This window comes from Stenotrophomonas sp. YJH_SMC_120, assembly GCF_059368675.1.
In genome coordinates this window covers 230,263-244,031 of the sequence record NZ_JCAFRY010000003.1, presented here as the reverse complement: position 1 = coordinate 244,031, position 13,769 = coordinate 230,263, and the positions used below count along the sequence as shown (strand labels likewise).

Genomic DNA, 13,769 nt, shown 5'->3' with positions numbered 1-13,769 from the left:
CCCACCAAAGCAGGGTCAGGCCAAGGCGGAGAGGGCCTTCACCAGCGCATCCATCTGCTCCGGCCGGGTGAACACCGACGGCGTCACGCGTACACAGGCACCCGATTCCAGGCCATCGCGATACGTGGTGAAAATCCGATGCTCATCCAGAAGTCGCTTCTGCAGAGCCATGTTGTCAGCCACGCTGGTGCGCCCGCGCAGGCGGAAGCTGGCCAGCGCACTGGCCAGCGCCGGGTTCGGCGAGGACAGCACCTCGATGTGCGCCATCTGCCGCGCTGGCAGCGTCCAGCGCTCGCGCAGGTAGCGCAGCCGCGCCTGCTTGTTGGCCACGCCGACGCGCTGATGCAGGGCAATCGCCTCCGGCAGTGCCAGGTAGGCGGCGAAGTTGACCGTACCGGTGTGCACGCGGCTGCCCACGCGGCCATCGTCGGTTTCACCCATGTAGGGATCCAGGTCCGCCACGCGCCCCTTGCGCACGTACATCGCGCCGACGCCAACCGGCGCGCTGATCCATTTGTGCAGATTGATGCCCACGAAGTCAGCCTTCAGATCCGGCACCGCGTAGTCGATCTGGCCAAACCCATGGGCAGCATCAACGATCACATCGATACCGCGTGCGCGCGCACGCTCGACGATCTCGGCCACCGGCAGCACCAGCCCATGGCGATGGCTGACCTGGGTCAGCAGCACCAGTTTCAGGCGCGGCAACCGCGCGAACGCGGCCTCGTAGGCCTGCAGAATCTGCGCGTGGTCGGGCACGGCCGGTAGCGCGATACGCTCGACCTGCACGCCGCGACGCTGCTGCAGCCAGCGCATCGCGCCGATCATGCTGTCGTAGTCGATGTCGGCATACAGCACCTGGTCGCCGGGCTGCAGGCGGTTGTAGCCACCGATCAGCGCCAGCATCGCCTCGGTGGCCCCCCGCGTCAGTGCGATCTCATCAGCACCCACACCCAGCAGTTCGGCTACCTCTCGCTGCACCGCCATGTATTGCGCCGGAAACGCGCGGCGCCCATACCAGGCGTTGCCACGATTCACTTCAGTGGTGTGGCGCTGGTAGCTGGCGAGCGTCTCGTGACCCATCGCGCCCCAGTAGCCGTTCTCCAGGTGGTTCACTTCATCGGTGATGTCGAAGTGGCTGGCCACGGCGGCCCAGTAGCCTTCATCGCGGGCCAGCACGTCCGGCGCCACGGTCGTCGAGGGAATCTCCATCGGCGAAGCGTAACGCGCAGCGGCGCTGGCAGGCAGTGAAGACAGTGCAGCTGCGGCCGGCAGCAGTGTGCCGGCGCGCAGCAGGGAACGACGACGAGCGTCCATCAGAAGGTCAGCCGGTACTGCGCGTACAGGTTGGCACCGTCGGTGTCGTACGGCGCGTTGCGCGAGTAGACCAGGCCACGGCTGGCCTGGAACGTGGCCTCATCCGGGTAGCGATCGAACACATTGTCGGCGCCCACGCGCAGGCTGTGGTGCTCGTTGATGCGATAGCCCACGGCCAGGTCGAGGAAGCTCATCTCACCGAAGCGCTGGTAGATGTCGCCCACCGCGTTGCCGCTGGAATCGGTCCAGGCGCCGTAGTAGCGCATGCGCGCCATCAGCGACCAGGCACCGATGTCCCAGCTGCTGGTCAGACTTCCCTTGTGCTCGGGCAGGCGATCTTCGAACAGCACGCGCTGGGTCTCATTGGTGGCCACCGAGGTGCTGCCGTTGTCCACGCGTGTACGGTTGTAGTTGTAGGCCAGGGTCAGCGTCATGCGGCCGGCGCCGAGGTCGCGCAGGTAGTTGCCAACCACGTCCACGCCGGTGGTGGTGGTGTCGAAGTCGTTGGTGAAGTAGTTCACCGAGGTGTAGCCCAGCGGATTGGGCGTACCGGCCGGAATGGCGAAACTGGCCGACTGGCTGAAGCGGTCGGTGAGCTTGATCTGGTAGACATCCACCGAGCCGGACAGACCCAGGTCCGTGCGCCAGGTCAGGCCCAGCGAGGCGGTGCGCGATTCCTCCGGCTTCAACGGCTTGGCTCCAAGCAGCTGCGCCAGCGGATCGTTCGGCGACAGGCGGCCACTGGTGAAGATCTGCAGCGTGCGCGTGTCCAGGCCCTGGGTGGTGCTGGTGGTGTTGAGCTGCGCCGGCGTCGGTGCGCGGAAGCCGCTGGACACGGTGCCGCGCAGGGCCACGTCCGGGGTGATCGCAAAGCGCGCCGACAGCTTGCCATCCAGTGTGCTGCCGAAGCTGGAGAAGTCCTCGTAACGGCTGGCCGCGCCGATGCTCCAGCGCTCGCCCAGCGGCACTTCCATGTCCACGTAGGCGGCCTTGCTGCGCTGGCTCCACTGCCCGGCCTGGCTGGCCGAGAAGCCCGGCGCGCCATTGGAATTGGCTTCCAGGCCCGCGGCCGCGCCCGGACCCACCGCGTACGACGCCGGGTCACCGGCGCGCACCTGGTAGGTCTCCTGGCGGAACTCGCCACCGAAGGCGACGTTGATCGGCTTGGACAGCGCGCCCACCTCCCACTCGTAGTTGAAGTCGGCGTTGGCGTTCTTCTCGGTCTGGGTCAGGCGGCCGAGATCGAAGTCGGTCGGGCTGGCCGGGCCGAGCGAGGCATTGATCGAGTTCTTCAAGCTGTAGTCGATGGCGTTGCGGCCATACGAGGCGCTGATATCCCAGCGCAGCTTCGGCGTGATCTCGCCGCGCAGGCCACCGACCAGCTGCAGGTCGTTCTGGACGTTGCCGTACTGCGGGCTGAAGCCGACCGGATACAGCGAGCGCAGGTTCCAGCCGGGGAAGATGGAGGTGGTGCGGTACGCGCCGGTGGTGGTGTCCGGGTTGCGCCAGTTGAAATCACTGACGCCATCGCTGTGGCTGTACAGGCCGAAGGCATAGAGCTCCAGCGTCTCGCTGGCATTGGCCTTCACGTTGAAGCCGACGCGGCGGCTTTCCAGCTCCGGCTGGCCCCAGCGCTGCACCGGGTTGGGCACGTCCAGCTCGGGATGCGCGGCCTGGAAGGCGATGGCATCGGGGCGCTGGCGGGTGCGCGAGGTGGCATCGGAATTGGAGGATTCAGCGAACAGCACCAGGCTGCCATAGTCGCCCAGCGACCAGCCGGTGCGCGCACTGAAATCGCGGGAGGCACCGTCGCCCTGCGCGTACTGCGAATAGCCGGCGGTGATCTCGGTGCCCGGACCATCCTCGAGGATGATGTTGATGACACCGGCGATGGCGTCCGAGCCGTACTGCGCCGATGCGCCGTCGCGCAGCACTTCGATGCGCTTGATCGCGCTGGTCGGAATCTGTGCAAGGTCGGCCGCCTGTGCACCACGGTTGCCGAGCAGCGCGCTGCGGTGGAAGCGGCGGCCGTTGACCAGCACCAGGGTCTGGTCCGGCGACAGGCCACGCAGGGTGGCCGGACGCACGAACACCTGGCCGTCGGCCATCGGCAGGCGCTGCACCACGAAAGACGGCACCAGCTGCGCCAGCACGTCCTTCAGGTCGGTGGATTCGACGGACGTGATGTCTTCCTTGGTGAACACGTCCACCGGCGCCAGTGTTTCGAACTGGGTGCGGTTGGAGGCGCGGGTACCGGTGACCAGCATCGCGTCGAGCTGGGTGGGTGCGGCGTGGCTGCCGCCGGCGGCATCGACCGCATCGGCTTCCGCTGCGATCGCGCCTCCTGCGCTGGCCATGGAAAGGGCGAGGAGGATGGAACGCGAAAGCTTCGAACGATGCACGGCAGGGCTCCGGGAGGACGCGACAGGGCCAGCACCTGTGCGCACACAACAGGCCTGGACAAGGCGCGCAGTCTCGGCGCGATGTGTGAAGGAGGCATGACGTCAGTACGACAGCTTGATGCGCCAACCAAGGTTGGCCCCTGCCAGGGCTCATCCGTAGATCCACGCCATGCATGGGTGGCAATGAAGACCCACGCCCCATCCCCGCACACTGCGGCTAGCCGTTGGCGTCGTCGCCAAAGCCGAAACGGGTCGGCCGTGCCGTTCGCAGCGGAACGAACATCATGGCGGCGAACACCACCAAGGCGGGGGTGGACATGATCCAGATGCCCCTGTTGCGAATCCCGATCCCCATGAAGTCGACCTGCAGATCGCCGATCCATTGCAGCTGCGTCAGTATCATCACCAGCCCGCCGATAGTCGCGCACGGCAACCCACCGTGACCGGCCCCCAACAACGTCGGTGTCAGAAACCCGCCCAGCAACGCGAAGCCGACACGGTACACCCAGGGATTGCCGCGCCACCGTGGCGCGCCGAACAACATCAGCAGCATCAGCGCCAGGGTCAACAGACTGGGAAGTACCCAGAGGGCAAGCAGCATTTCGATCATCTCGATCATCGGCCGGGCTCCGCTGGCCTGGCATCCCACGTCGTCGATCGCATCTCCCTGCCCCTCATCACGTCCATGAAGCACGCATTGTTGCCGGTACGCAGGCAGACGCAAAGCCCCGGCAGCGCAAGAACTGCTAAACGCCGCGCCTGCCGATCCGCTACTGTGCCGGCATTGGATGCGGGGAACGGCAGGATGAGTGCGGCAGGCAAGGCGTTGTGGTACATCGAAACCCATGCGGACCAGCCCTTGGCGCTGGCCGATATCGCCGCCGCAGCGGGGCTGTCGCCGTTCCATCTGTCACGCCTGTTCCAGGCCCGCACTGGCACCTCGGTGGTGCGCTACCTGCGCGGACGGCGCCTGACCGCGGCCGCGCAGCGGCTGGCCGCCGGCGCAGGCGACATCCTGCAGGTGGCACTGGGTGCGGGCTACACCACCCATGCAGCGTTCACCCGCGCCTTCAACGAACAGTTCGGGCAGACGCCGGAACGGGTACGCGAACAGGGCACCGATGGCCTCGCGCTGGTACAGGCGATCCGCGTGGACGATGCGCCGGCGCCCTGCGGTGAGGCGCCGCGACTGCTCGACACGCCCGCTTTCCAGGTGGCGGGCATCGGCATGCGGCATACCCGCGACAGTGGCGGTGCAATTCCCGGCCAATGGGCGCAGCTCAACCGCGAATGGCCGACGGCCGCTCCAATCAGCTTCGGTGCGTGCTGCAACAGCGACGACGATGGCGGCTTCGATTACATTGCCGCACTGCCCGCCAGCGCGCTGCCGACCGTGCCGGCGCACTGGCAACGGGTGGACGTGCCGGCGCGCCGCTATCTTGTGGCCTGGCACGGCGGGCACATCTCGGCCATCCGCTCGACCTGGTTCTGGCTGCTGGACCATTACCTGCCCGGCTCCGGCCTCAGCCTGGCCAATGCACCCGATCTGGAGCGCTACGACACCCGCTTCGACGAGCACACCGGCAACGGCGGCGTGGAGATCTGGCTGCCAGTCGACGAACGTCCCAACTGACAAGGAACTGAAGATGCGCATGATGGCCGCTGTGCTGGGAATGATCCTCATGGTCTCCACTGCCATCGCCGAGGGCAGCGAGACGCAGGCGGCCGGCGAGCGCCACGGCGCCACCATGGTGGCCAGCGCGGCTGTACGCGATGCGCAGCACCACGACGCGCTGCGCTACACGGTCTGGTACCCAGCGCTGGCCGGCAGCCGGGAAACCGCCCTGACCATCGGCCCGCCCGACGCACCGCTGTTCGAGGTTGGACGCGCAGCGGTGGATGCTCCCGTCGCGGGGGCTCGCCTGCCGACGCTGCTGCTGTCGCACGGTAACGGCGGCAGCGCACGCATGATGGGCTGGCTGGGCACGGCGCTGGCGCGGAGCGGTTATCTGGTGATCGCGGTCGATCATCCCGGCAACAACGGTGCCGACGAGATGACGCTGGCCGGCAGCATGCTGAGCTGGCTGCGCGCGGATGATCTGCGCGCTGCGCTGGCCGCCGTGCAGGCCGATCCGATCCTCGGCCCGCATGTCGATCCAGAACGGCTGGGCGTGGTCGGCTTCTCGGCCGGTGGCTACACCGCGCTGCTGGCAGCCGGTGCACGGCCCAGCCTGCAGCGACTGCTGGCCTTCTGCACCGCGCACCCGGATGACGGCGTCTGCCAACCGCAACAGGAGGCGGCCACGCACACGATGCAGGCGCGCCGGGCCGCTGCGGCTTCGCCCGCGCTTGCCCCCTGGATCGCCGAGGCTGACGCACAGCGCGCGATTCCCGGCGTGCGTGCCGTGTTCCTGCTGGCACCCGCCATCGTGCAGGCGTTCGCGCCCGCGCAGCTGTCCGCGTTGCGGCAGCCGGTATCGATCATGTTGGGGGCCGCAGACACCGTCGCGCCACCGGAGACCAATGGTGAGGCCGCACAGGCGCAGATTCCGCGCGCAACGCTGCAACGCCTGCCGGACGTGGGTCACTACGACTTCCTGGCGGCCTGTACCGTTGTCGGCGGGCAGAGGCTGCCCGAGCTCTGCAGCACTGCGGTTCCCAGGACGAAAACCCACCGGCAGGCGGTGGATGCAGCCACGCGATTCTTCGCCGACGCACTGCGCTAGTGGCCGCCGGATGCGGCCCGGCGCTACAGTGATCGCGTCCACGGAGAACGATCATGCGCCTGCTGCACCTCACCCTGCCGGTCTCCGATGTCGGCGCCGTCGCTGCGTATTTTCACGATGTCCTGCAGCAACGCGTGATCGGCCCCCATGTGCACATCGGCTGGAGCACGATCGAACTGCAGCCCGCTGAAGGACGTCCGCTCGGAGGCGTGCACCTGGCCTTCAACGTACCGGACAACCGCTTCGGCGAGGCAATGACCTGGCTGCGCGAACGCACGCCACTGCAACGCAATCCAGCAGGGCTGGATTACTTCGCGCTGGAAAGCAGCTGGCAATCGCAGTCGGTGTACTTCACTGGCCCCGATGGCTTGATCCTGGAACTGATCGGCCGCCGCCGCTTGCCCGACAGTACGCATCAGGGCGCCTTCCACGGCAGCGAACTGACCTGCCTGAGCGAGGTCGGCCTGCCCAGCCACGATGTCGATGCTGTGCGCGAACAGTCCAGCCTGCGGTTTGGCCTGCAACCGATCAGCCCGCCTTCGCCGCAGTTCGCGCCGATGGGCGACGACGAAGGGCTGCTGATCGTGGTCGCTGCGGACCGGCGCTGGTTCCCCGAGCAGAAGGACCTGCCCAATGCGCAGGGGCTGTTGCTGCAGGTCGGCGACGTGGCCGGCCCGGGCGTTGTGGAGGACGCTGCACTCGGCTGGCGTGTGCAGGCGACCTGATCTACCAGCTGCCCGACGCGCCGCCTCCGCCGCTGCGGCCGCCGCCTCCGGACCAACTGCTGGAGCTGCTCGACGACGAACTGCTGGATGACGAACTGGACGCGCTGCGGTGGCCGCCGGATGATCTGCGGCTGCCGCGAGCCTTCTCACCTGGCAGCATGGTGAAGATCCAGGTGAAGTACAGCACGAGCGTGCCGGCACTCCACCCGATCGTCGTGGCGAGGCGCGCAACCGGGCCGGCGCGATCGATGGCCAGCAGTGCGAAGAGCACGTAGCCAGCGGTCAGCAGCAACAGCACTGCGCACCTCACCCCGAAGCTGCTGCGGTCCTTGTGCCAGCGCGCGCGGCACGCCTGTACGAGGAAAAACACCAGCATGGCCATGATGCCTACCGCCAGGTCCAGCGACGTGTGCAAGGCCAGACTGGGTGGCAACTGGCCACGCACCACCATCACCACGAAGAACCCCGAACTGACCCCGAGCATGCCGAGCAGCACCACGCGCACACCGCGGCTACGGCGCCAGCACCAGCCAAGCAGGCTCGCCACCGGTACGCACAATGCCAACACGATGCAGAGCGCTGCCAGTGCCTGGCGTGGCGCCCACATGGCCGCCGCCAGCACGCCCGCGGCCACCACCGCCGTCACCAGCAGCGGGCGGGCCCAGGCCGGCAATCGCTCCGGGTGCGCCTGCGCCGAGGGCGGCGAGCGCCACAGACCCGCAAGGAAGCCGGCCAGCAGCGTCAGTGCAACCACCGAGTCTGCGCTGCGCCAATCGGCCGGCAGCACGTTGCGCATCGATGGCGCTTCCGATGCCGGCAGGTCCTCGCCATCGATCAGCGCCACTATGATCTTCGTTCCATCCAGCACGCCCTGGTCAAGGTCGCCATCGCGGAAACGCGGCACGATCGCCTTGTCGATGATGCGGGCGGCATAGGCATCGGGTATCGCGCCCTCCAGGCCGTAGCCGGTCTGGATGCGTACACGGCGGTCCTGCACGGCCACAAGCAGCAGCACGCCATCGTCAACGCCTTCGCGGCCCAGCTGCCACTGGTCGAACACCCGCTGCGCGTAAGCTTCGATGCCTTCGTCGCCAACATGGTTGACTACCATCACCTGCAGCTGCGCGCCGGTGCGCGCCTGCAACTGGAATGCCTGCGTGCGCAGTTTGTCGCGGGTATCCGCCGAAAGTGCGTTGGCGGCGTCCACCACCGGATCATCCAGCGCAGGGACTGCAGCACCGGCCATCACCACCCTCGGCAACAGGCACAGCAGCATCAACAGCCATGCCGTGGCCCAGGTGCACGTCATCCTGCGCAGCATCTTCACGTTCCCTGCCCTGCCTCGATCCGCGCATGCAGCGCCTGCAGCTGTGCCGCCGTCTGGTTGAACACCTGCAGATCGGCATCCACCAGGGCCGCCCAGTCAGGCGCGTGCCCCAGCAGTTGCGCCACCTGCTCGTTCGGCGCGCGATCGAAGCCCTCGCCAAGCACGGCAAGATAGCGCGCACGGAACCCCTCGGGATCGCGCTGGTCCTGCACATACAACTGCACGGCCAGCAGACCCGCATACAGGTAGTTCACCAGATAGTTCGGGTCTTCATACATCAGGCGCTTGCCGATCCAGGTGTTGCGCAGCTGCGGGTAGCGCTCCGGTTGCTGGCCGAAGCGTGCGAGCACCCGCCCGGTCAGCGCGTCCAGGTCATCGGCGGTGCCCAGCGTGCCGGCGGCAACGCCCTGGTAGATCGACCGCTCCAGCTGCGCTTCCTCGGAAGAGGTGAACAGCTGCAGCACCATGTCGTCCAGCAGCGATTTCAGGTAGTAGGCCTTGGCACGCGGGTCCTGTGCCTGCTGGTACAGCTGGTCGCGGAAGCGCAGCTCGTTGTAGATCGCGAACGCCTCGGTCAGCCACTGGCTGCCATTGCGCTGCAGCGGCGACGCATGACCCCGCTGCATCCACTCGCCATGCACGGCATGGCCAGCTTCATGGGCGATCTCGACATCGCTTTCCAGGTCCCCGCTGCGGACACCAACGAACAGCATTGCCGGCACACCGGGAGCGCTCACGGAGAACGCGTCCTGGCTGCGGTCACCGCGTTCGGTGGCCAGATCCATGCGGTGGCTGGCCGGATCGAGCAGCGCGCGCAGTTCAGCGACGTACGCCGGGCCCAGGTGCTGCATGGCATCGGCGGCGTTGTCGCGCAGCTGCGCCAGCGTCAGCATCGGTGGCGTGTAGCCAGCATCGGGCACCGTGGTATCCCAGATCTGCGGCGCGTCGATGCCCGATCGCGCAGCGTGGTGCAGCAGCATCTCCTGATAGGCGCGGCGGTCTCCCGCATGCTGTTCGATCGCCACCAGCGTTGCATCCACTGCGGCAGTATCCAGGCCCATGCGCTGATAGCCATGTGCCGGCGCCGAGCCGTCACCCTGCAGGCGTGCCGCGGCGTCATTCACCTGCACCAGCCCCAGCAGCACCGACGCCATCGGCTCACGGCGCGATTGCAGGCCTTGCCAGTAGCCCTTCCAGCCCGCCTCGCGCAGGGCGCGGTCGGGCTGCCGGGCCAGTGCCTGCCTGTCGCGCCCCGTGTCCCAGTGCCAGCCGCCGTGCTCGATCTGCGGGTACTCGGCGCTGCGCAGGATCTGCCCACGCAGGCGCGCGAAGCTGTCCAGCGCCGGATCGGCCAGTGCCTCCACGGCCTCATCCAGCGCGGCGTTGGCCGGGGCGGCGGCCTCCTTCAACGCGCGTGCGCGCAGGAAGCCATAGGGTGCTGCCCATGGTGCATCCGCGGACGCCTCGCGCAGAGCGGCGCGGCCGCTGCGGGCAATGCGGCTGCACAGCCCCATCACCTGGTCCAGCGCCTGGGCCGGACGCTGATCACGCGCATTGCGGGCGGCCTGCAGGTGCAGGTAGCTGTGATGGCGCAGGCACTGCGCCTCCAGTACCTCGGCCTGCCGGAAGCGTTCCGCGGGTGCAACGGTGGACGCCTGCTGCAGAGCCTCGACGCGCTTGCCCAGTGCGTCACGCGCGGCCTGTTCGGCGGTGGCATTGGCGAAGTAGGCGCGGTCATCGGCATGCACCGACTGTGCCTGGGCGCCGCTGAGGGAGGCTATCGCCAGCACAGCTGCGATGGCGGTGGTGGTGGCGTGCTTCCTGAAAGCCTGCATCGGCGTCTCCCTGCCTGGACCAGGGATCGAGCCTAGCAGTCACTGGCCCGCCGCGCCTGTGCCGGATCAGGTTTCAGATCGACTCGTCCTCACGCTTGACCAGTGTCCAACACGGCGTCTGCGCAAAGGTGTAGGTCTGCTGGTCGCTGCTGTCCGGCATACGGATCTGCACCTGTCGCTGCCCATCGGCCAGGGGGCTGACCTGCATTTCGCGGCCCTGCCCGGCCAATGCGGCAGGATCGGGCATCACCGGCCACTCGACATCGGCCAGCGCCAGCCGGCTCTCCACCTTGCGCGGTTCCGGCTCGGCCTCCGCATCGATGTAGCTGTCCAGCAGCGGGTCGGCGGTGGCCTTTTCCTGCAGCGCGATCTCGTTGCCGAAATGCTTCAGGAATGTATCGAATTCCGGGTGGGGGCATTCACTGCGTGCAGCCACAGGTGTGGGCTCGGCGGCAGTGATCGCCGGCGCCGCTGCGGCAGGCCCGGCTTCGCCCGCTGTCTGCGGCGGCTGCGGCGCAGGCGTGCAGGCAACCAGCACCACGCCACAGGCGAGCATCAGCAGTGCGGCAGAACGGTATCGACACATGGGCTCATCCTGAATCCGGTCCGGTCGCTCCATGCTACCGCGCGCCCTACAATTCCGGCATTCCGCCTGTCCGAGAGTCCTCATGCATCGCCTCCTGCTCCTGATCGGCCTGCTGCTGCCCGCCCTGTGGCCAGCGGTGGCGATGGCCGTCGATGTCCACGAAGGCGATCTGCTGTTTGTCACCGCCGGCCGCAGCGGCCTCAGTGCGGCCATCGACGATGCCACCGGCAAGCAGGGCGCGCCCAGCTTCGATCACGTCGCCCTGGTCGCTTCCACGCCGACGGGCTGGGAGGTATTGCATGCGGACGAGAAAGGATCGCGCCGGCAATCGCTGGTCGAGTTCCGCCAGGATGCGCGCGCCAAGCAGCGGCAGATCGTGGTCTATCGCCTGCACGCACCGCAGCAGGCGGCCATCAAGGATGCGGTCGCCACCGCGCGCACGATGCTGGGCAAGCCGTACAACACGTCGTATGTGTTGAGCGAGGACAGCTACTACTGCTCGGACTTCATCGAACGCGCCTTCCGTGCGCACCACGTGTTCGCATTGCAGCCGATGAACTTCCGCAACCCGCAGACCGGGGAGATCGCCCAGCACTGGGTGGATCTGTACCGCGGCATGGGCATGGACGTACCGCAGGATCAGCCCGGCACCAATCCGAACGACATGTCGGCAGCGCCGGTGCTGCAGCGTGTCGGCGTGCTGGAATAAGCAAAGCCCCGCACGGGGCGGGGCTTTGCATCACCGGAGCTGGTAGCGAGGTCACTCTTCCTCGTCCTGCCCACCCTGCTGCTGGTTGCGCTGGTTGCGCTGCTGCTGTTCCTGCTGCTGTTGCTGCTGCTGGTCGCGGCCACGACCCTGCTGCTGATCCTGCTGGTTCTGCTGGCCCTGCTGCTTCTGGTTCGGGTTCTGGTTCTGCTGTGCCATGTCCGATCTCCAAAGCCACTCGCGGAATGCGGTGGACGTGGCCATCGTCTGCAGCGAATGGTTAATCACGCGTGGGTGCGCGGCTACATCTGCGTGTACGCCTGTGAATGAACGCGCAGAAGCCCTTGTGGCACAAGCGGCTGAAGAATTCATGCGGGTTCGGCATGTGCTCATGCAGTGGTCAGCATGGCGCGCATTCATGGCGTTCTCAGCCGGAAACACGCGCGGAAGGAGGCTGGCTTCCCAACTCACGCAGGCAAGCAAGCCCAGCATTCAGGGCATCACCGGCGGCACATACGCCAGGGTCATCCCCAGCAGCCACAGCAGGCCCAGCACCAGCGGGATGTGCACCAGCAGCTGGATGAAGGTAAAGCCCACGATGTCGCGTGCCTTCAGGCCCAGCACGCCCAGCAGCGGCAGCATCCAGAACGGATTGATCAGGTTCGGCAGCGCTTCGGCCGCGTTGTAGACCTGCACCGCCCAGCCCAGGTGTGCCTTCAGTTCGTTGGCGGCCTGCATCACGTACGGCGCCTCGATGATCCACTTGCCACCACCGGAGGGCACGAAGAAGCCGAGCACCGCCGAATAAACGCCCATCACCAGCGCGAAGGTATCGGTGCTGGCCACGTGCACGAACAGGCTCGACAGCCGGTGCGCCAGTGTCTGCCCGTCGCCACCGGCAGCGTGGGTGAGGATCATCGCGATGCCACCGTACAGCGGGAACTGGATCAGCACGCCGGTGGTGCTGGGCACCGCCTTGGCCACCGCGTTGAGGAAGCTGCGCGGCCGCCAGTGCAGCAGCAGGCCCAGCGAAATGAACAGGAAGTTGTAGGTGTTGAGGTTGGCGATGGCGGTGACCACCGGCTTGTTGGCGAACTCGTTGAACAGCCAGCCGAACGCCAGCAGCGAGAGCAGCACGGTCAGCAGCGGGCTGTACTCCAGCCATTCGCCCGGGCGCGTGCGGCGCTGCAACGGCTCCGGCTCGGCCTGCGCGGCGCCGGGGAAGTCTTCAGCGGTACGGGCACTGCCGGCGGCCGGTGCGGTCAACCAGGCGATCAGCAGCGAGACCAGGATCAGCACCGCGGTCAGTGCGATCGACTGCCACAGGAAGATGGTTTCGGTGAACGGCAGGACGCCGGTGATTTCGACCAGGCCCGGCGGCATGCTGGCCGGATTGGCCTGCAGCTGTGCGGCCGAGGAACTCAACCCCATCGCCCACACCGCCCCCAGGCCGAGATACGCCGACGCACCGGCCGCGCGGTAGTCCATGCGCAGTTCGGTACGGCGGGCCAGCGCGCGCACCAGCAAGCCACCGAACACCAGCGAGAAACCCCAGCTGAGCAGCGAAGCGAGCATGCTGACCAGGCCCACGTACACCACCGCACCGCGGCCGGTGCGTGGCACCCGGGCCAGGAAGTCGATGAAGCGGGCGACCACCGGCGCGGTCGCCACGGCGTAGCCACCGATGACCACGAAGGCCATCTGCATGGTGAAGGGGATCAGGCTCCAGAAACCGTCACCGAAGGCGCTTGCGGTCGCCTGCGGGGTCGAGCCGAAGCCCATCGCGGCCAGCGCGACGATGACCACGCCCAGCACCGCGAACACGTACGCATCGGGGAACCACTTTTCCGCCCAGGCGGCCGAGCGCAGTGCTGCGCGCGCCATCCAGCCGTCCTGTACTGCTGCCGTCGAGGCCATCGCCTACCCTCCCAGGTTCGATGGATCGATTCTGGGCGGTGGGGTGCGGCCTGTCAGCCACCTATTGGTCGTAGGTCGCGGAGGAGGGTAGTGCCGGACGCTGGCCGGCAACCTCAGGATCGCGCACGAGTGCAGCCGGCCAGCGGTCGGCTCTACCAGATCTGGGACGGTCGCAGGTAGTGGGTGGCGGTAGTGCCGGCCGCTGGCCGGCAACCTCGGGATCGCGCA

The 13,769-nt window shown here is 67.5% G+C and carries 12 protein-coding genes; 4 read left to right on the top strand and 8 right to left on the bottom strand.

What is annotated here, in order from left to right; all coding sequences use genetic code 11:
- Positions 1 to 15: 15 nt before the first annotated feature.
- The 3 genes from AC5P60_RS07120 to AC5P60_RS07110 form a co-directional block, all read right to left on the bottom strand.
- On the bottom strand, positions 16 to 1,317 hold the full coding sequence (locus AC5P60_RS07120) for an aminotransferase class V-fold PLP-dependent enzyme (RefSeq protein ID WP_483693364.1): 1,302 nt from the start codon (positions 1,315 to 1,317) through the stop codon (positions 16 to 18).
- Positions 1,317 to 3,719, bottom strand: a complete 2,403-nt coding sequence (locus AC5P60_RS07115) for a TonB-dependent receptor plug domain-containing protein (protein ID WP_483693365.1) — start codon at positions 3,717 to 3,719, stop codon at positions 1,317 to 1,319. Before AC5P60_RS07115 ends, AC5P60_RS07120 begins: the two co-directional genes overlap by 1 nt.
- Before the next feature lie 217 nt (positions 3,720 to 3,936).
- Complete coding sequence (locus tag AC5P60_RS07110; RefSeq protein ID WP_049432236.1) at positions 3,937 to 4,338, bottom strand: hypothetical protein; 402 nt, start codon at positions 4,336 to 4,338, stop codon at positions 3,937 to 3,939.
- A 186-nt stretch (positions 4,339 to 4,524) separates the two neighbouring features.
- Here AC5P60_RS07110 and AC5P60_RS07105 point away from each other — a divergent pair, with 186 nt between their 5' ends.
- The 3 genes from AC5P60_RS07105 to AC5P60_RS07095 are packed head-to-tail and all read left to right on the top strand — an operon-like array spanning position 4,525 to position 7,170.
- Positions 4,525 to 5,352 carry an AraC family transcriptional regulator gene (locus AC5P60_RS07105; protein WP_049432233.1) on the top strand — a complete coding sequence of 276 codons (828 nt, stop codon included), beginning with the start codon at positions 4,525 to 4,527 and terminating at the stop codon, positions 5,350 to 5,352.
- 13 nt (positions 5,353 to 5,365) lie between these two features.
- Positions 5,366 to 6,445: an alpha/beta hydrolase family protein gene (locus tag AC5P60_RS07100; RefSeq protein WP_049432231.1), complete on the top strand. Its 1,080-nt coding sequence runs from the start codon at positions 5,366 to 5,368 to the stop codon at positions 6,443 to 6,445.
- A 53-nt stretch (positions 6,446 to 6,498) separates the two neighbouring features.
- The gene (locus tag AC5P60_RS07095) at positions 6,499 to 7,170 is read left to right on the top strand and encodes a VOC family protein (protein ID WP_033833737.1); all 672 of its coding nucleotides are present in this window, start codon (positions 6,499 to 6,501) and stop codon (positions 7,168 to 7,170) included.
- Position 7,171: 1 nt separating this feature from the next.
- On the opposite strand, the gene AC5P60_RS07090 is transcribed toward AC5P60_RS07095, so the two are convergent.
- The 3 genes from AC5P60_RS07090 to AC5P60_RS07080 form a co-directional block, all read right to left on the bottom strand.
- Positions 7,172 to 8,491 carry a TPM domain-containing protein gene (locus tag AC5P60_RS07090; RefSeq protein WP_164208096.1) on the bottom strand — a complete coding sequence of 440 codons (1,320 nt, stop codon included), beginning with the start codon at positions 8,489 to 8,491 and terminating at the stop codon, positions 7,172 to 7,174.
- Between the two features lie 2 nt (positions 8,492 to 8,493).
- Positions 8,494 to 10,332: a M3 family metallopeptidase gene (locus AC5P60_RS07085; protein ID WP_033833739.1), complete on the bottom strand. Its 1,839-nt coding sequence runs from the start codon at positions 10,330 to 10,332 to the stop codon at positions 8,494 to 8,496.
- Between the two features lie 73 nt (positions 10,333 to 10,405).
- A complete protein-coding gene (locus AC5P60_RS07080; RefSeq protein WP_049432223.1) occupies positions 10,406 to 10,918 on the bottom strand; it encodes a hypothetical protein in 513 nt (170 codons plus the stop codon).
- Between the two features lie 82 nt (positions 10,919 to 11,000).
- Between AC5P60_RS07080 and AC5P60_RS07075 the strand changes: the two genes are divergently transcribed.
- On the top strand, positions 11,001 to 11,627 hold the full coding sequence (locus AC5P60_RS07075) for a YiiX/YebB-like N1pC/P60 family cysteine hydrolase (protein WP_483693367.1): 627 nt from the start codon (positions 11,001 to 11,003) through the stop codon (positions 11,625 to 11,627).
- A gap of 51 nt (positions 11,628 to 11,678) precedes the next feature.
- Here AC5P60_RS07075 and AC5P60_RS07070 read toward each other — a convergent pair whose 3' ends face one another.
- Positions 11,679 to 11,843 (bottom strand): hypothetical protein, encoded by a 165-nt coding sequence (locus AC5P60_RS07070; protein ID WP_005414774.1) that lies wholly within the window; start codon positions 11,841 to 11,843, stop codon positions 11,679 to 11,681.
- 273 nt (positions 11,844 to 12,116) lie between these two features.
- Positions 12,117 to 13,541, bottom strand: coding sequence for a short-chain fatty acid transporter (locus AC5P60_RS07065; protein WP_005411492.1), 1,425 nt, complete (start codon positions 13,539 to 13,541; stop codon positions 12,117 to 12,119).
- Positions 13,542 to 13,769: the final 228 nt, after the last annotated feature.